This is a genomic window from Roseofilum sp. Guam (assembly GCF_017746735.1).
GTDB classification, from domain to species: domain Bacteria; phylum Cyanobacteriota; class Cyanobacteriia; order Cyanobacteriales; family Desertifilaceae; genus Roseofilum; species Roseofilum reptotaenium.
On the sequence record NZ_JAGHZN010000022.1, the window covers coordinates 37,049 to 55,683 of the forward strand.

An 18,635-nucleotide genomic window follows, 5' to 3' on the forward strand; every position below is an offset into this window, starting at 1 on the left:
TCGCTGGGGGACATGGGGACACTTCAGACGTGGGAAGATACTCAGAGATGATGAATAACCTTTACAGCCTATTATTGATGAGTTGGGTGACGGCTACCCTAGGAGGAGCCAGTTTTGCCCTCTTCTGGCATAATCGCCCGGTGGGGAATGCTCCTGCTTCCCAAGTTTCTCCAACCTCTTCTCCTGCTGCAATTTCCCCAAATGCCTCTATGGAGATCCCGTCAGAAATCCGCCCTTTAAATCTATTGGACACAGATGATGTGGAACCCGGAAGCGAGTTTGATGAATTTCGGCGGGAATTTCGTCATGCAGTCGCTAACCGAGATCCAGACTTTATTATGGACTTGTTACCAGAGGAGAGTCCTTTATGGAAGACAATAGGACAAGTGAGGGTATGGGAAGAGTTAGAAAAGGCGATCGCCCTTGGATGTATTGCTGACCCTAATCCCACGAATGCTAACGTTGACCCCTTTACTTCCCTCTGGATTTGTCCCCCCGTACAATCAGAACTCTTGCAAGCCTATCCCCCATTGGCCGACTCACCCCAACCTAGATTAGACTGGGAAAAGAATCAGGTGGTCGTGGTGGGATCGGGGGTGAATGTGCGATCGCAGCCCGATATCGACAGCGAGGTGATTTCTGTCGCCTCTAACGAAGTCTTAACCCGCAATCCTTCATCATCAGAGGACACAGAAATAGAAGAAATAGAGGAAACATCTAACACCTTTTCCAGTCCCCTTGATGGATGGACAGCAATCTGGTTACCGAGTGGAGAAGCTGGTTATATTTATAATCGCTATGTCTATTCTCCCCTAGACCCCCAAATTCAATTTTGCCAAGTTCAAGGAGAATGGAAACTCTTCTATTTCTCCCAACCTCCTAACCCTTAGTGTGCTGGGCACGGGTAAGAGATGATAGGGAATGGCTAATGGCTAAACTGGTATAACGACTAATTTAAATATTGAGAGTTCATTGAATCTATGAGTATTAAGAAAAAGCCCCAATTACCTCGACCTCAACAGATGGGTTGGATTTTAGTCGGTGTGGCTGGGGTAATTGTAGCAGTCAACTATATTCTCCCTCAATTTACACGGCCGAGACTGCCCACCGTTCCCTACAGTGAATTTTTATCTCAAGTCAAGAATAATCAGATTTCTGGCGTGCAAATTGGGTCGAATGAAATCCGCTATCGCCTGAAATCAGAAAACGGCTCAGAAGAACTGGGCCCCCTACTCTCAACGACTCCCCTATTTGACCCCGAATTAGTCCAGCGATTAGAAGCGAATGGGGTTCTGTTTCAAGCCGCTCCACCGCCAACGAATACCTGGCTTGCTGTTCTCCTCAATTGGGTCATTCCGCCGATTATTTTGGTTATCGCGTTTCAGTTTTTCCTTAATCGGGGGAATTCTCAATCTCTAGCGATTAGTAAGAGTAAAGCAAAAGTTTATGTGGAGGGAAAATCGGAAAAAATAACCTTTGCGGATGTGGCTGGAGTCGAAGAAGCAAAAGTTGAATTAGCGGAAATTGTGGGGTTTCTCAAAAGTCCCGATCGCTTCAAAAAAATTGGTGCGAGAATTCCCAAAGGTGTGCTATTAGTCGGTCCTCCAGGAACCGGAAAAACTCTTTTAGCCAAAGCCGTCGCTGGAGAAGCTAATGTTTCCTTTTTCAGCATCTCAGCTTCCGAGTTTGTAGAGCTATTTGTGGGCACGGGAGCTGCACGAGTCCGGGATTTATTTGAACAAGCGAAAAAGAAAGCACCCTGTATTATCTTTATCGATGAATTGGATGCCATTGGTAAATCCCGTAGCAGTGGCGCGGGGCAAAGTGGCTCGAATGATGAACGGGAGCAAACCCTAAACCAGCTTTTGACGGAAATGGACGGCTTTGGAGTTGGGGATGCCACGGTGATTGTTTTAGCAGCAACGAACCGCCCAGAAGCCTTGGATGCTGCCTTGTTGCGTCCGGGACGCTTCGATCGCCAAGTGCTGGTAGACCGACCCGATTTAGCGGGAAGGTTGACAATATTGGAGATTTATGCTAAAAAAGTCAAGCTCGGAGACGATATTGATTTGAGGGCGATCGCCACCCAAACGCCTGGATTTGCGGGAGCAGACCTCGCCAACCTAGTCAATGAAGCTGCATTACTCGCGGCTCGCAACAACCGGGAAGCTGTATCTCAAGCTGATTTTAAAGAGGCGATCGAGCGCGTGATCGCCGGACTAGAGAAAAAGAGCCGTGTATTGAGCGATCGTGAGAAAAAACGAGTCGCTTATCACGAAGTCGGCCATGCCTTAGTAGGAGCCTTAATGCCGGGAGGCAGCAAAGTCGCCAAAATCTCCATTGTTCCCCGGGGTCTATCTGCCCTCGGCTACACCCTCAAATTGCCCACTGAAGACCGGTTCCTAATGGAAGAATGGGAATTACGCGACCAAATTGCCATGTTACTCGGCGGACGCGCTGCCGAAGAACTCATCTTTAATACCATTTCCACCGGAGCCTCTGACGACTTGCAACGAGCCACAAACTTAGCCGAACAAATGGTCACTACCTACGGCATGAGCAAAGTCTTAGGCCCCTTAGCTTATCAAAAACTTCAGTCTGGAAACTTCCTTGGTAATGGTAGTGGCAACACTCGCCGCATGATGAGCGACGACACTGCCCAAACCATCGATCGCGAAGTCAAAGAAATTGTCGAACAAGGATATGAAAAAGCCCTGAGTATATTGTCCCACAATCAAGAACTGATGGAACAAATGACCCAAAAACTCTTAGAAACTGAAGTGTTAGAAGGCGAACAACTGCAAGTATGGTTGGATCGCATCAGTCCGATCTCTTCTCCATCCTAGTGGACTGTTTCACCTAAAATAGGGCTTTGTTTGTAGTAAGCACAAAGAGTCCTTAAAAGCCTAGCTGGAGATTGCTCAATCCCTCACTACAAACAAAATCTAATTTGATGCATTAGATTTCCTTCGTTGTTGCGCTTTAGCGCTCTGAACATTTGAGCGCTAAAGCGCAACAACGAATTGCAGCTAATTCACTATTTTAGGTGAAACAGTCCACTACCCATTTTCATCGTCAGTCATAATTCTTAAAATTCATCCCCTCAAAAAACCGTAAATTTATTCAAACTTCATCTCAAGTCCATAAAGAATATCGTAAACTTACTGTACCTCCTTCCGCAAAATTGCGGTATCATTACCTTTAATAGATCGGCATTAAACTTTCTTCAAGGAAAAATAAATGAGTACATTCCTCATGGCTTATGCCCTGATCTCCTATGTGTTTTCAGGGGCAGTTTGCTATACCAGCGCACGCAAAAATCAATACACTAACAACCCAAACAATTCTCAAAGCTTAGGATGGATTGTCCTATTTTGGCCCTTGTGGATCGGCAATGAAATTGACAACACTTCTAGCTTAAATACCAGTTACTCTCTTGTAGAAGAACGGATAGAACCCCAGGAAAAAGTGCATCCCTCTAAACCCATTGGGCAAGTCCTCGAAGAAGCTGGACTCTTGACCCAAAATCAAGTCCAAGCCATCTTAGCCTACCAACAAGATCATCGCTATTTGCGCTTTGGGGAAATTTCAGCCATGTGGGGATGGATAAAATCGGAAACCGCCGACTTTTTTGCGGAACGACTCCACCAATTCCAGGCTTACCAACAACCCCTAGGGCAATCTCTTAAAGGTGCAGGCATTCTAGATGACGAACAAATTAAAACCATCCTCACCTATCAATCGCAAACTGGACTGAGATTTGGAGAAATAGCCGTTCGCCATGGATGGGTGAATCCAAAAACCGTTGATTTCTTTGTTGGGACACTTTAATTAAAACAATTTCTTGATGATACTTCACTCAATAAGGGGCTTAAACCCCTTTTTAATTTTTAACTGATATAGCAGAGAAAGAGTTGGTGAGGACATGGTTCAAGAGTGAAACCTAGCTACCATCACCTATTCCCTATTCCTTAGCACGCAGCGCTATATTACTGGGGGCGACAAGAACGCCGTTGACGATCGATCTGTGGTTCTTGCCAAGAAAAGGCAAAATGGCTAATGGCTGAAATGCGGCCCTGCCAGCGTTGAAGGTCGCGCATCTGAGCTTCTAAAGAAGGTCGATTTCTGTAGGTTTCCCCCCATTGTCCTGCTAAGACGGGCTTCACTTGCACCTCTTGAGTCGCCATACTCAAGACTCGCTCCACTTGTTCCGTAATACATTCAGTTCCTCCACAAACGCCATAGGACATGGGATGCCATTCCATAGAAGCTGGGAATCGATCCCAAGGTTGTAATCGGGAATCATAACCTTTTCCCACGACTTTGTTGGCATCCGGGAAAAAGACGGCTCCAGTAGGTAACCCTTGGCGTTGAGCTGGGGCACTAGCAAGAGCAAGAAAATCGATGACTCCTTGCAGAGCATGGGCAACGGTGAGTAACCATAATTCCTGTTGGAGACGATTCTGCTGTTGCCCTAAACTGAGGGAGTTTTGGGGGGCTTGGCGACCTTGCCAGAGGGGTTGACCTTCTTGGGGATGGCGACGATTGGCAGCTTGAATATCGTCGATGGTAATATATCCCTTGCTGATATAGGCTTGAATTAAGTCCCGACCTTTGTTATTGGTGGCTCGTTGATAGAGGGATTGTTGAGATGCCGGGCCATAAATCCATAAATCTTGGACTTTTGTCGCCACCGAAGCGGGGCCAGTGAGCCGAGGATAGCGAATATAATCAAATAGCATTCCATCGGGCTGGCGTTTGAGGATGGAATTAACTAAGTAATAATAGTCTCGTTTGGCTTGGGGATGATAGGGATCGATAAATACGTTCTCTGTATCGCCTCCGGTCACATCATAACTGGTATCTTTTTGATCGTGGACGGAGAGACTGGTATCATTATTGCCATTGCGAGCCAGGACTTGTTGGCGATCGCCAAGCAGACTATAGTTATACCCAAAATTCATCGAAAACAACCAGGCATAAACCCGTAATCCCCTTTGTCTGGCTTTCTGAATCGCTAAGGCTAACAAATCCGCGTTTTCTTGTCCTTGAAGCCGAACGACAGAGGGCCAAGGTGTGGGGTTATCATTGACCGGTAAGAGGACTTGGCTATCATAAAATACCTCAACATAGACCTCGTTATATCCCTTATTAACAATCTCATCCATCACTCGATCCAAATTCCCGTTGAATAGATCGCAGGGATAGAGCCGTAGCCAAATAGCCTGGGTTTGCGGCCAAGTGCGATTGCGACAATTTTGCAGTTGGGCAGTATGTTGTTGAATCAAAGCTTGATAGCGCTGTTGGGCTTCTGAATTTCCACTCAGGGCTGCTTGACGGACCTGTTCCTTTTCTTGCCGCTCTCGATCGGATAACTGACAATAGGCATTGACTGCCGCCAAGCTCGATTTGACTTGAGTTAAGGTTCCTAAAATCGGCGACAGAACCAGCAACAGGGCCAGCCAAAGATTCAACTTTTGAAGTCTCAAGAATGGAAAAGTCATGAAAAAAGGATTAATCGGGTTGTAGTACCTTGTAGAGGCAGGGAAAATCTGGATTAGGCGATCGCCAAATATTGCTCGTCATCTTAACATTAATTCAATTGAGCCAGATCGTCGATCCGTACTTTTCCCAATCTTCATACCCCTGTGAAGAGTTGGTAAAGAAGGGGATTTAAGCTAGTCATCAGAGGAACTGGCAGCTTAAATTAGGCATATGACATGCACTTAATCTTATTGAAACCCCTAAAGATAGCCTACCTCAGGAGAAATAATGATGAAATCTTCTCAAGTCTTTGCTGCGATCGCCACTACCACCACCTTAAGTGTAATGGCAATGACTAGCGCCGCCCAAGCCTTCACCATCGGTGGCCATCTGAACGGGGCAGAATTTGACGCTTTAGGTTTAGACATTCCCTGGGCAGCCGAAAGCCGCATTGGTCGCGTAGGAGACCATGAGCTTAATATTCATGACTATACCAACAGTGCCCAAAATCGGGTTCAAGCCAACTACGACAACTGGGTGAGTGGCGAAGCTGTTGATTTTTCCTTGGTTTTTGACAGTGCGCTCAATACCCTTACTTATACAGTAGCTGGTATTGAACTGAGTAAAACTGAGATCTTTGAGGACAATTTTTCCGACCTCTACATCCGCACAGCCGCTCGCAAAGAAGGAACCAGCATGGTAGTCAATAACTTATTCTTGAGCGATGCAACCATGTCATCAAGTATTGGAGATTTCTCCAGTGCCTCCTGTTCTGGAGGAGTCGGTTGTGGATACAATGATGCCGACTACCTTCACATTGGCAATATTGTAGGTGACTTTACCCTAACTGGACAATCAACCATGACTTGGGGCGCAATGCAACCCAAGAACTCTAATCTTGCCTATCAAATTAAATTGGTTGAAGGCGGTGGAGATGTTCCAGTTCAAGTCCCTGAGCCTGCTACTTTATCACTGTTCTCCCTGGGCTTGGTTGGTGTGTTAGCCAGTCGTAAACGCCGTCAATCCTAATTAACCATTAATTATTAACCAGGATAGGGTTTCTGAATCTTCAGCAGAAAACCTATTTTCGTGATTTAAGTCCCGGTGGGAACCGATCGCAACAACCGCTCGATAATCACCCTCGCTTGTCGTCCTCCAGCCGGAATCATGCGATGACATAGTACGTGGGGAGCTAAAAACTTGACATCATCAGGGGTCACATAATCGCGATTTTCCAGGAAAGCTAGGGCTTGGCTCGCTCGTTGCAGAGAGATCGCTCCCCTAGGACTCACCCCTAACGTAATCTCTTCATCTTCACGGGTTGCGCGCACCAAATCCACAATATATTGCTGTAAGGGCACTTCCACCTTCACTTGCAAACACTCATTTTGCAGTGTCTTTACTTCCGCCAGAGAAATACAAGGTTTTAACTGATCCACAGCTTTTGCCCCAGCATGTTCTTGCAACATCTTTAATTCTTCCGATTCCGTGGGATAACCCAAAGAAAACGACAAAGCAAACCGATCCATTTGCGCCTCCGGTAAGGGAAACGTTCCTTGATACTCCACCGGGTTTTGCGTCGCAATCACAAAAAAGGGAGGCTCTAGGGTATGAGAAACCCCATCCACCGTTACCTGTTGCTCTTCCATCACCTCCAAGAGCGCTGACTGGGTACGAGGAGTGGCGCGGTTAATCTCGTCGGTGAGCAGCACATTGGCAAAAATCGGCCCTGACATAAACTTAAATTCACCCGTATTCGGGTTCCAGATATTGGTTCCGGTAATATCACTAGGGAGCAGATCGGGGGTACATTGAATCCGTTGAAACTTACCATCGATCGAACGAGCTAAGGATTTAGCCAGTAAGGTTTTTCCTACTCCAGGAACATCTTCTAAAAGGGCATGACCTCCAGATAAAAGGGCTACAAGTACGAGACGAATTGGATCGTTTTTACCGACGATCGCTTGATTCAGGTTATCGATTAATTGCTGGATATGCTCTCTCATCCGCTTACTTACTCCCCAAACTTATTGTTTATAGAATAGCTTGGTTTCGATTCAGGATGTCTAGAATACTCCGGTACAATGGGATCTTGCCATCCCACCTAGAAGTGTTCTATGACCTCTGAAAAGCAACCTCTAACCATTAAGCAAATTGGGCTATTGTTCTTAACGGCGATCGCCCTTAGCCTGATTACCCTCTTTTTGTATAACAGTTGGAGTCAACCCCAGTTTCAAGGTCAGTTAGAACTCTATCAGACCAATTTACTCCTGAATTCGTCTGTGTGGAAGGGGGAAAATTTAACCCCCCAAGCCCAAGGGGTGTTGCGTCAAACGCTGATCGGAGTTGAACCGGTGTCAACGGCGATCGCCCAATATGAAGATGCTCAAAAAGATAGCCAAAATCATCTGGAGAAAACGCGCCAGCAACTCACCGAGTTAAACCAGCAACCGGTAGCAAATCCGACTCAAGAGACCCTCCTAAAACAGGCGATCGCCTCTACACAAGAGAGTTTAGAAAAGATTAATCTTAATTTAGGTCTATTAAAAACCCAGGCGGATCGAGTTCCAGAGGCTTTGCAATTATGGCAAAAATTAGCCGATGATCCTCAATCTTTTACCGGAGATACAGCACAGGCTTTAATCGGGTTATGGGAAGAGCCGCCCCAGATTCTCTCAGATGCCCCATTGATGTTGGATCTGGAGTTATCGGGATGGTTTCGTTATCAGGCATTATCACAACTGTATGAGATCCAGGGTGACGCATTAGCGTTAAGGGAGTTGGAGACTCAGCAACAGGAAATCGCGTTTCAAGGGATTCGTAAACTGCTGATTGTGGCTGGGGTGCAGTCAGTGGGAATATTCTTAGGAACTGCCTTATTGGTGCTAGTCGTACTGCAATGGATCATTCAACGGAAAGAGTCTTGGTTATCTCAAAATCAGGGGGTTAGAGAAGTTCCCTGGAATTGGGACACTATCTTGTTAGTCTTAGTCGCGGGATTTTTCTTCATTGGCCAATTGATTTCGCCAGTCATTTTCCGGGAATTCTTAAGTCTATTTTCCTTTACTCGTGGCAGTGGAGTTCGCGCCGATGCCATTATTATTTTAATGTCCTACTTGGTGAGTAGTGCTGGAGCATTAGGGATTTTATATGTGGCGGTGAATCCCTTTAAACCCTTACCACAAAACTGGTTTAAGTTTGAAGTTAAAACCTCAGGTATAGTGTGGGGAATAGGGGGATTTCTAGTTGCTATTCCCGTGGTGTTATTGGTATCTTTAATCAATCAAATTCTATGGCAAGGTCAAGGGGGTAGCAATCCAATTTTACCGTTAGCGCTGCAAGGGAATGATTGGGTTGCGATCGCCTGTTTCGCCTTTACCGCATCTGTTGCGGCACCAGTCTTTGAAGAAATTATGTTTCGCGGTTTCCTACTTCCATCCCTCACCCGCTATGTTCCAGCATGGTTAGCGATTACGTTGAGTGGGTTTGTTTTTGCGATCGCTCACCTGAGTCTATCAGAAATCATTCCCCTCGCCACCTTAGGTATAATTATGGGAATAGCTTATAGCCGTTCCGGCAACTTACTTGCGCCCATTCTCCTCCATAGTTTATGGAATGGAAATACCCTGTTAAGTTTATTTCTCCTAGGCAGTAGTCTTTCTTGACTTGATATATACTAGATTTAGTGAATATGTTGTATCGGTTAAATGATAGATATTATTTTCACTAGATCTATTTTGATTGAACGGGTAAATTGTTGTCATGAATATCGTTTTAAGTCCAGAACAAAAACAATTCATTGAATCTCAAATCAAGAAAGGAAAGTATCTGAATAGTCAAGAGCTAATTAACAAAGCTTTGCAATTATTAGAAAAACAAGATCGAGAATATGAAAGATGGATTGAAGATACTCGCAAAAAAGTTGTTGTTGGAATTGAACAATTAGAAAAAGGAGAAAAAATGGATGGGGAAGTTGTGGTGGCACAATTGCAAAATAAATTTAAGCAAATGCGGGAAGGTGTAATGGATGAAGAGGTATAGTATTTCTCAAGAAGCGATTCAAGATCTTGATGAGATTTCTGACAATTTAGCCAGTTTTAGTATTGAAGCCGGTGAACAGTTTATTCAGAAATTTACTGAAAAATGTAGGCACTTAGTAAGGTTTCCTAATATGGGGAAGAACTACCCTGAAATTATGCCTAACTTAAAGGGTCTTATTTTGGATAATTATCTGGTTTTCTATCAAATCAAATTAGAAGAAGTGGAAATTGTGAGGGTTGTGAGTGGATATCGAGATTTAGAATCTGTCTTTGTAGATGATGACACTTAAGCAGAGTCGAAACCAGAGCGTCGGGGAGTAACGCTGACACCATTTCTCCATAATATTGCGCTTAATGAGAAGGTCAGACAATTGTTCCCACAGAAAACATTAGTTGCAAGATTAAACAGAAATGGTATGACTCCGTGAGAGGATCGTCGATCGGCAAGTTATTCCCCAAAACAATCAGCTTGATACTGTCTATGATGACCCATGATTGTCTAATCCGTAATGTTCTAAGATCGCTTTCACTACCCGATCCAAACCTACAGAATGGGATGCTTTAAATAAAATGCGATCGCCAGGTTGCATGAATTCTTTAAGTCGTTCAATCAAGGATTCCTGGGTACTATAGACTTCACAGGGCATCTTGCGGATACCCTCGTTAATACCTTCTACATCTTGGTCATCTTGTAAGACCATGATTCTATCTAAGGATGGCAGTTGTTCTGCCCATTCTCCCAATTGGCGATGATATTCAAAGGAATTCTCGCCTAATTCTTTCATGGCTCCCAAGACGGCGATGTGGCGATATCCTGGAGTTTGATCCAATAACTCTAAGGCCGCTTTCATGGATTCTATGCCTGCATTATAGGTTTCATCAAGCAGGACGATATCATTCGGTAAAACATAGCGTCCCGATCGCCCGCTGGGTAAAGTTACAGATAATCCGGCTTGTAGTGGCTTCCAGTCTAATCCTAAAACCTTAGCCACGGCGATCGCGGCCAGATAATTAGATGCATTATGACGGCCCGGAAGCGGTAAGGGTAAGCGTACTCCTTCTAACTCCAAGGTTTCTGTATCGATCAATTTTCCCTGACAGTCCCCTGCACTCAATCCATAGGTCAGGGTTTGACCCGACCACACTCGATCCGCTGTTGCCAGTAATCTCTCATTATCAGCATTTAAAATTGCTACTGAGTCTTTCGGCATTTTTTCGAGTAATTCACATTTTGCTTCGGCGATCGCCTGTTCTGACCCCAGCAGACCAATATGAGCAGTGCCCACATTTACAATCACCCCAATTGTCGGCTCGGCCAACTCCGAAAGCAAAGCGATTTGCCCCCGACCCCGCATAGCCATTTCCAGCACCGCATAGTTATGAGTCCCTGATAATTCCAAGAGTGTTTTTGGCACCCCTATCTCGTTATTAAAATTTTTTTGCGTTTTGAGAATTTTTTTGGTATAATTACTGTCTTTGAGGTGGGCTAAAACAGCAGCAATTAATTCTTTTGTAGTAGTTTTGCCACAAGATCCAGTGACCGCAATCACTGGAATATCGAACGTCCTTCTCCACCAACTGCCTACAGTTTGATAGGCAACCAATGTATCTTCAACTTGTAGTTGAAGACCCCCATCGGGAACAGGAGTATCGACAATAGAGACAACTGCGCCCTTGGCGATCGCCTGGTCAACAAAATCATGACCATTAAAGGTTTCCCCCCGCAAAGCCACAAAAACCGATCCAGGAACCAGAGAACGAGTATCAGTCGAAATACCTGTCACTTCTAACGTCTGGTCTAATTGTGGCTCATGGATTACCGTAGCCCCTAGAACATCAATTAACTGGGCAAGGGTGACCTGAAATGTCATGATGACCTAACTATTCCTCTAAGCAATACACTTTGTTGTCCTTCATTGCTGAAGTCTTAATTTCCAGGATACCTCATAAATTCACTGAAGTTTTACAGAAAACTCGGATCAAGAGGAGGTACTTTACCAAAACTTTAAAAAAAACGCTCTCAATTGCCGGTCAATTATAGAGGAGAATTATTGGGAGTCTATCATTTGATCTCTCAAATGCACCGATTGATCGGGGTTTATCCCGATCTAGGGCAGATAGATGCTCTTTCAAAATTCCCAGAATTAACGGATGCAGGGTGACCCCATTCAGGGGGAAAATAGGGGATAATAAGAGTTATATAATTTACGGACAAGAAAAACGAAGGGTTCCCAGATCTTAATTGGGAACCATCCATATACTGAAATAGAATAGATGAAAGAATAGATAAACCTATAGAGGCAAGGTCTCGATCGTATTGAGTAAAGCACGAAAGGGGATAACCCCCATATATATATTCAAATCTAGGGGGATATACAATGAACAGGCGAACAACAACTGCTTATAACCAATCCAACCGAATTGCTCAAGAACAGGTGATCTATGAGCATCTCCTCGAATGTGTCCAAGCAGAAACCCCCGAGCAACTCGTTGATCGATTCCGGACATTATTTATCAATGGACTCGGATACGATAATCAAGAAGTAGTCACTGCCTTAAACGCCCTAACCTCGGCTAAAGGGGCAGAAGAGGACTTCAAATTTGTCATTAACCGCTGTTGTCATATTCTAATTAACCAGTGGCGAACCTATCCCCAACATCAAAATAGCATTCCGGATTTAGTCCACCTATTCGATCGCAGCAGTAAGGGACTCAATGGTGGATTCACCCAAATGCGCTCCGTTCGTCGTCTGCGCTCTTTAGTTCAAGACTTTACAAACACAGAACAATATGTAACGCTCTCTCGGTTAGCGGAAGTCTTTAGCGCCACACCCAAGCCAGCAGGGGATCAGGTTCCTCTGAAACAGCTTATTCACCGCTATCCCTATCTCTATTCCCACTGCATGTTAAGCGACCAAAGCAGTTCAGAGCAACAGAATACGGTCAGACAAGTCCAAACTCAAATGCAACAAAAATTTGAGAAAAACCTGTCCCAATATGTTACCTATCGAGTTCGGCAAAGCCAGATGCTGCGCTTATGTTCCCCAGAAAAAGCCAAACGACTGGTCAAACCAGAAGAAAATCCTACTCTATTGAGCGATCGCGAATTAGTCGGCGCACTCAAACACTATATTGGTAAAGTTGAAGGATCATATACTCACCAAGACTTAGCTCAATCCTTTATCACCCATACCCATCAAGTTAGAACCTTCAGAGAGTACAAAGACAGTCTTTATGAATATCTCTCAACCTCCATCGAATCCAGCTATGGTCAACGGAAGTTTAATCAACAACTCTACGAGCATCTCAGTAATACCCTCCCCCAAAGCGACGATCAAAAACCAAGTGATTTCCTCACAATCCGTACTTGTAGTCAACTTTTAAACTTTATGATAGTTCAAGGGCAACAGAACCCTCAACACTATACCTTTATTGACCTCCTCTCCAATAACGGTCCCACAGCCACCATTGGACTATTGCTCAAAATTGTCCTAGTCTGCCGTAAAGTCAAACCCTACTTAGAAAAGCGCCTCGCTATCCTCTATAACCACTATGAAAACTCCACGAAGTCCACTGTTTCTTGGTTGGTTCATGCTCTAGAACATATGAATGTCGCCCTAAGTACCAACTTTGGTAAAGTCGATCTCTCGATTATCCGTTAAACTGAGAGACTGGGCGATCGCCCAAAAAAACAGTCCGATCAGCAAGCGTACACTTACTAGCGCTTTGCGTTAGGGAATGGGGAATAGGGAATAGGATTGTGGTACATGACTTTGGGGATTCGGATATCGTACTCCATAACATCACAAAGCGCTTTCTCCTGCTTAGTTTGGGGTTGTAGATATCAGTTCGTCTAAAATAGAGTTAGGTCATCCAAGCCATGGGAAATCTATAAAAACGTATGGTTGCGCTCCCTAAATCCTATTTTATCAGTCCAGAAGAGTATCTGGAAATCGAAGAACAGAATACCATCAGGCATGAATATATTGATGGTCAAATGTATGCCATGTCAGGAGGCACTGATAGCCATAATGTGATTGGTGGTAATTTGTATATGTTGCTCCGCAATCATTTACGAGGAACGGATTGTCAGGTCTATTTCAACGATGTAAAGGCACAGATAGAAAAACAGAATCGGTTTTACTATCCCGATTTGATGGTTACTTGCGATCCGAGGGATCGAGAGACTCCGCTGTATAAGCGATTTCCTAAATTAATTGTGGAGGTGTTATCTCCCAGTACAGAAGGATTCGATCGCGGGGATAAATTTAATGATTATCAAACCTTGGAGACGTTGGAAGAATATGTGCTAGTGAACACAAAACAGCAGCGAGTAGATATTTTCCGTCGCCAGGGCAAACAGCAGTGGTCTTTTCAATCCTATACCCAAGAGTCGGGAACATTTGCACTACAGAGTTTAGGGTTAGAGGTGTCTTTTGAACCATTGTACGAAGATGCGGGGATTGATTAAAAATCAACAATTTTCAAGTCGGCGGCAGCCGAAACAATTAACCGGTAGTGGCAAGTCTAGGGAATTAATTTTTTATTTTTAATTGATCCATGAGTGCAGCAGATTTTGAGCAAGAACTGGAACAAACCGTTCTGAGCTTCGCCGATATTCAAGCGGAATTAAACTATAAACAGGCCACGGAATCTTTACAGTCCTTGGTGTCAAATTTAGATTTGAGCCATTCAGAACGGTCAGGTCTAGAAGCAGAAATTGAAGATTTACAAGGAATGCTCGACAAGTTAGAACAAAGTCGGGTACAAATTGCTGTGTTTGGTTTGGTGGGACGGGGTAAATCTTCAGTGCTGAATGCACTGTTAGGAGATCAAGTGTTTGAAACCGGCCCCATCCATGGAGTTACTCGCGCTATTCATGGAGCATCCTGGGAAGTTTGCGATCAACAGGAGTCAGAGTTAGTACGGGTGACCATTGGTCATCAAGGACAGGCCCAAATTCAGCTCATAGATACGCCAGGAATTGATGAGGTCAATGGTCAGCAGCGAGCGGCTCTTGCTCACGAGGTGGCGAAGCAGTCAGACTTAATTTTATTCGTGATTGCTGGGGATATGACCCAGGTAGAATACGAAGCTTTGTCCCTCTTGCGAGCCGAGAGTAAGCCGATTTTGCTGGTGTTTAATAAGATCGATCAATATCCGGATACTGACCGGATGATGATTTATGAAAAAATTCGCGATGAACGGGTGAAGGAGTTATTGTCCCCAGACGAAATTGTGATGGCGGCTGCCTGTCCGTTGGTTCCGGAAGGGGTGCTACAGCCGGATGGCAGTTTGGGGGTGAAACTGGTGCGGGGAGAACCGCAAGTGGAGGATTTGAAACTGAAGATTTTGGAATTGCTCGATCGCGAAGGCAAGTCTTTAGTCGCGTTAAATACCATGCTCTACGCCGATACGGTGAATGAGCGGTTAGTCCAACGAAAGATGGAAATTCGCGAGGGGAAGGGGAATCAAATTATCTGGAATTCGGTGAGGGTCAAGGGATTAGCCATCGCTCTAAATCCAGTTACGGCGATCGATTTACTCAGTGCAGCGATCGTTGATGTGGTCATGATCCTGAATTTATCTAAGCTCTATGGTATACAGATGACCCAACAAGGGGCTTTGAATTTACTCCAAAAAATTGCGATCGCCATGGGAGGTATTAGCGCGGGAGAACTCTTCGCCAACCTGGGACTCAGTAGCCTCAAAGGTCTACTCGGTTTAGCGACTCCCGTCACCGGAGGAGTTGCCTTAGCACCCTATTTATCTGTCGCTATCAGTCAAGCGGCTATTTCTGCCCTATCTTCCTATGGCATTGGCCAAGTGACGAAAGAATATTTAGCCAATGGTGCATCCTGGGGCCCGGATGGGCCAAAAGCAGTCGTTAGCCTCATTTTATCGGGTTTAGATGAGAGTTCTATTTTAAATCGGATTAAGGAGGAATTATGGACAAAACTCCATAATTAGGGTTTGCTGAAAAATGGTTTACCCATTACCCATTACCCATTACCGCGCGCAGCGCTTTATCTCGGTTGAAAGACAATCTGGTCTTGGCGAATAATCAGGTCATAATCGCCAAAAAAGTCATGACCCAGTAAGCCAATGTCCAACTGGGAACCGGCAATAACCACGGGTAAATTCTGCACCACTAAACCTTTAACGGCAATAGATTCGGCCAAACCGATGGGGACTGTAACTCCTTTGGCGCTTGCAGTATCCATTTTTGCAGATCCGATGAGGGGAATATTCAGGGATTGGGCCATCTTTTCGGTAATCACTACTCCTGTCGCTCCTGTATCAACGATCATTTCAAAGCTTTGGGTCTGATTAAACACTACATCAATCACTGGTGTTCCTCCCTCTCGGCGCTTAATGGGAGTTTGAATACTGCCCGGTTGAGCAGAATAGGGTCTGCGTCGAACCGGTTGAACGGGGGTGACGGGTTGAACGGCAATGATTTGGGGCGTGGGAGAAGGCGCTGGGGAAGCGGTTTTACTTTGGGTTTGAGCGTAAGTCAGGTTTTTCTGATATTCGTTAATTTTTTGTTGAGCCAGGGCATAGTGGGGACTTTGGGATGGGATTTGCTGAAGCAGCGCGATCGCCTGTTGCCATTGCCGTGTGACTAACTGCCAATCCCCTGGAGATGCGGCAGACTGGGCGATACTGGCGGCACCATAGGCTTTATCTAAGGCTCGTTGTAGGGTTTTTTGATCTTGGACAACTGGAGAGGGGGCTGCCGAGGGAGAAGGGGAAGGGGAGGCGATCTCCTGGGGGACTTCTGGCATTGGCGGATCGGACCCCTCAACCGGCGATCGCCCACAGGCCACGATCCCGACTGCCATTCCTAATACCATTAATCCTTTCACCGGTTCTAACCCGATCTGAGTATTCATTGGCAAAAACAATCTAAAAAAACTATAGCTTCCTTTTCCCCTATGCGATAATAACCAGCGTTCTTAATCCTGCTTGATGCCTATGCCACTCAAAGATGCTCAACCAGCCCTCCTCGTCCTTGCTGATGGCACAGCCTATCGCGGTTGGTCTTTCGGTGCAACTGGAACCACCCTCGGCGAAGTTGTGTTCAATACGGGAATGACAGGCTATCAAGAAGTCCTCACCGATCCCAGTTACTGTGGCCAAATTGTAACATTTACTTATCCAGAATTGGGCAACACTGGGGTTAACTTAGATGACGAAGAATCCGATCGCCCCTACGTCAAAGGGGCGATCGCTCGCAACATTTGCAGCCTGCCCAGTAATTGGCGCTCTACGGAATCCCTACCCGACTATCTTAAACAACATAATATTATCGGCATTTACGGCATCGATACCCGTTCCCTAACCCGCAAGCTCCGGGGTTTTGGAGCCATGAATGGGGGCATCTCCACCGAAATCCTTGATGAGAACCAACTGCTCGAAAAAGTCAAACAAGCCCCCAACATGAGCGGTCTGAACCTAGTTCGTGAAGTAACCACCGCTTCCACCTACGAATGGTCAGACACAACGCCAGATCTCTGGGAATTTAACCCCGAAGGCATTAAAAATAATGCACAAAAATATACCGTAGTTGCGATCGATTTTGGAGTCAAACGGAATATCTTGCGTCGGTTAGCCAGCTATGGTTGCCGGGTCATTGTAGTTCCGGCCAATACTCCCTCTGAAGAAATCCTTCGGCATAACCCCGATGGTATCTTCTTGTCCAATGGGCCAGGAGACCCTTCTGCAGTGACTGAAGGCGTTGAAACGGCCAAACAGCTACTCACGGCTGGAAAACCCATGTTTGGTATTTGTATGGGTCACCAAATTCTGGGACTCTCCCTGGGAGCGCAAACCTATAAACTCAAATTTGGTCATCGAGGTCTCAATCAACCCGCTGGACTGTCGCAAAAAGTGGAAATTACCAGTCAAAACCATGGATTTGCCATTAGTGGGGAATCTCTCGATCCCCAAGTGGAAGTCACCCATCTGAACTTAAACGACAAAACCATCGCCGGACTACGTCATAAAGAACTACCAATCTTCTCCGTTCAGTATCACCCAGAAGCAAGTCCTGGCCCCCATGATGCCGATTATCTGTTTGAAAACTTTATTCAGGCTATGGAAAATTACCGCGCGGCCTAAGTTCCCTGGAAACTATGGCATAAGGGACATCAGAAATGTTAATCTAGATCTCCGACTGTCCAATCTTGAATAGTCCTTTCACGGGGTTTACCCCTAAAAATTTGTTGATTTGATCTGAAATCAAAGGAGGGTAGAATTAAGGCTGAACCACTCACCCTGACTGTTAGTTTAAGAGGCACACGCAGCGTCAGCGGTAATGCACAAATTTTTCGCCTCACGGGTTTATTAGATGCATTTTCTGAACCCGCATTTCGTAAGGCCATCGGTAAATGTATTGATGAAGGGCCAAAGCACATTATCCTAGACCTGTCTAAGATTGATTTTGTGGATAGTTCTGGACTAGGAGCTTTAGTCCAATTGGTGAAAAAAGCTCAGACTGAAGAAGGAAGTCTACAAGTGGTTGCCAATGCTCGTGTATTGCAAACTGTAAAACTGGTTCGACTAGAAAAGTTCCTATCGGTGTGTGACACGATTGACCAAGCCCTTGAAAATACGAAGAACTGATGACCAGGATAGGTCTTAACTGGGCTATCCAGTCCTTTTACTGGATAGCTTCCTATTTTAATTGTGGTGGGGGCACTTAGTGGTACTCGACCCGCGATCGATAGTTCCCGATCCTATCGACTTGCAACGATTATCGCCAGCGGCTTTAGCCTATGTGGGGGATGCTGTATATGAGTTGTACATGCGGACTTATTATCTAATGCCTCCTAAGAAATCGCCACTCTATCATCAAGCGGTTGTCCAACAGGTTCGCGCTGAACAGCAAGCTCAACATCTACAAACCCTAATTCCCTACTTAAATCCAGAAGAGTTAGACATGGTTAGGCGGGGTCGCAATAGTGTCCATCGTTCCCCCCGACGCTTAGACCCCCAAATTTATCAACAAGCGACTAGCTTAGAAACTCTCATTGGTTATCTCTATTTAAGCGATCCCTCTCGATTGCATCAGTTATTGGGGATGCTTAATTTTGATGAATAACTAAA

The 18,635-nt window shown here is 45.2% G+C and carries 17 protein-coding genes; 13 read left to right on the top strand and 4 right to left on the bottom strand.

Annotated features, from left to right (window positions below):
- The first annotated feature begins 47 nt into the window (after window positions 1-47).
- From J7529_RS10480 to J7529_RS10490, 3 genes are all read left to right on the top strand, one after another.
- Complete coding sequence (locus tag J7529_RS10480) at window positions 48-890, top strand: hypothetical protein (RefSeq protein ID WP_318728917.1); 843 nt, start codon at window positions 48-50, stop codon at window positions 888-890.
- A 90-nt stretch (window positions 891-980) separates the two neighbouring features.
- Complete coding sequence (gene ftsH / locus J7529_RS10485) at window positions 981-2,846, top strand: ATP-dependent zinc metalloprotease FtsH (RefSeq protein ID WP_318728918.1); 1,866 nt, start codon at window positions 981-983, stop codon at window positions 2,844-2,846.
- A 394-nt stretch (window positions 2,847-3,240) separates the two neighbouring features.
- Window positions 3,241-3,831 carry a hypothetical protein gene (locus J7529_RS10490; protein ID WP_318728919.1) on the top strand — a complete coding sequence of 197 codons (591 nt, stop codon included), beginning with the start codon at window positions 3,241-3,243 and terminating at the stop codon, window positions 3,829-3,831.
- Window positions 3,832-3,989: 158 nt separating this feature from the next.
- On the opposite strand, the gene J7529_RS10495 is transcribed toward J7529_RS10490, so the two are convergent.
- The gene (locus J7529_RS10495; RefSeq protein ID WP_318728920.1) at window positions 3,990-5,474 is read right to left on the bottom strand and encodes a family 10 glycosylhydrolase; all 1,485 of its coding nucleotides are present in this window, start codon (window positions 5,472-5,474) and stop codon (window positions 3,990-3,992) included.
- A 298-nt stretch (window positions 5,475-5,772) separates the two neighbouring features.
- Between J7529_RS10495 and J7529_RS10500 the strand changes: the two genes are divergently transcribed.
- Entirely contained in the window at window positions 5,773-6,513 is a 741-nt protein-coding gene (locus tag J7529_RS10500; RefSeq protein ID WP_318728921.1) for a PEP-CTERM sorting domain-containing protein, read from the top strand.
- 65 nt (window positions 6,514-6,578) lie between these two features.
- Here the strand turns inward: J7529_RS10500 and J7529_RS10505 are convergent, their stop codons facing one another.
- Window positions 6,579-7,490 carry a MoxR family ATPase gene (locus tag J7529_RS10505; RefSeq protein ID WP_318728922.1) on the bottom strand — a complete coding sequence of 304 codons (912 nt, stop codon included), beginning with the start codon at window positions 7,488-7,490 and terminating at the stop codon, window positions 6,579-6,581.
- A gap of 111 nt (window positions 7,491-7,601) precedes the next feature.
- Here J7529_RS10505 and J7529_RS10510 point away from each other — a divergent pair, with 111 nt between their 5' ends.
- From J7529_RS10510 to J7529_RS10520, 3 genes are all read left to right on the top strand, one after another.
- A complete protein-coding gene (locus J7529_RS10510; protein WP_318728923.1) occupies window positions 7,602-9,149 on the top strand; it encodes a type II CAAX endopeptidase family protein in 1,548 nt (515 codons plus the stop codon).
- 97 nt (window positions 9,150-9,246) lie between these two features.
- The gene (locus tag J7529_RS10515; RefSeq protein WP_271941512.1) at window positions 9,247-9,525 is read left to right on the top strand and encodes a type II toxin-antitoxin system ParD family antitoxin; all 279 of its coding nucleotides are present in this window, start codon (window positions 9,247-9,249) and stop codon (window positions 9,523-9,525) included.
- Window positions 9,512-9,814, top strand: coding sequence for a type II toxin-antitoxin system RelE/ParE family toxin (locus tag J7529_RS10520; protein ID WP_318728924.1), 303 nt, complete (start codon window positions 9,512-9,514; stop codon window positions 9,812-9,814). The genes J7529_RS10515 and J7529_RS10520 overlap by 14 nt, the downstream gene beginning before the upstream one ends.
- A gap of 189 nt (window positions 9,815-10,003) precedes the next feature.
- Here the strand turns inward: J7529_RS10520 and J7529_RS10525 are convergent, their stop codons facing one another.
- Window positions 10,004-11,395, bottom strand: a complete 1,392-nt coding sequence (locus J7529_RS10525) for a UDP-N-acetylmuramoyl-tripeptide--D-alanyl-D-alanine ligase (RefSeq protein WP_318728925.1) — start codon at window positions 11,393-11,395, stop codon at window positions 10,004-10,006.
- A gap of 507 nt (window positions 11,396-11,902) precedes the next feature.
- Here J7529_RS10525 and J7529_RS10530 point away from each other — a divergent pair.
- The 3 genes from J7529_RS10530 to J7529_RS10540 all read left to right on the top strand — a co-directional run bounded on the left by J7529_RS10530 (window position 11,903) and on the right by J7529_RS10540 (window position 15,494).
- Entirely contained in the window at window positions 11,903-13,186 is a 1,284-nt protein-coding gene (locus tag J7529_RS10530; RefSeq protein ID WP_271941522.1) for a hypothetical protein, read from the top strand.
- Window positions 13,187-13,425: 239 nt separating this feature from the next.
- Entirely contained in the window at window positions 13,426-13,995 is a 570-nt protein-coding gene (locus J7529_RS10535; protein ID WP_271941524.1) for a Uma2 family endonuclease, read from the top strand.
- Window positions 13,996-14,084: 89 nt separating this feature from the next.
- Window positions 14,085-15,494: a GTP-binding protein gene (locus J7529_RS10540; protein WP_318728926.1), complete on the top strand. Its 1,410-nt coding sequence runs from the start codon at window positions 14,085-14,087 to the stop codon at window positions 15,492-15,494.
- A 56-nt stretch (window positions 15,495-15,550) separates the two neighbouring features.
- Here J7529_RS10540 and J7529_RS10545 read toward each other — a convergent pair whose 3' ends face one another.
- Window positions 15,551-16,420, bottom strand: a complete 870-nt coding sequence (locus tag J7529_RS10545) for a retropepsin-like aspartic protease (RefSeq protein ID WP_318728927.1) — start codon at window positions 16,418-16,420, stop codon at window positions 15,551-15,553.
- Window positions 16,421-16,502: 82 nt separating this feature from the next.
- Between J7529_RS10545 and carA the strand changes: the two genes are divergently transcribed.
- The 3 genes from carA (at window position 16,503) to J7529_RS10560 (ending at window position 18,630) form a co-directional block, all read left to right on the top strand.
- Entirely contained in the window at window positions 16,503-17,648 is a 1,146-nt protein-coding gene (gene carA / locus J7529_RS10550; protein ID WP_318728928.1) for a glutamine-hydrolyzing carbamoyl-phosphate synthase small subunit, read from the top strand.
- 114 nt (window positions 17,649-17,762) lie between these two features.
- Window positions 17,763-18,152: an STAS domain-containing protein gene (locus tag J7529_RS10555; RefSeq protein ID WP_278003129.1), complete on the top strand. Its 390-nt coding sequence runs from the start codon at window positions 17,763-17,765 to the stop codon at window positions 18,150-18,152.
- Window positions 18,153-18,231: 79 nt separating this feature from the next.
- Window positions 18,232-18,630, top strand: coding sequence for a Mini-ribonuclease 3 (locus J7529_RS10560; protein ID WP_271941538.1), 399 nt, complete (start codon window positions 18,232-18,234; stop codon window positions 18,628-18,630).
- Window positions 18,631-18,635: the final 5 nt, after the last annotated feature.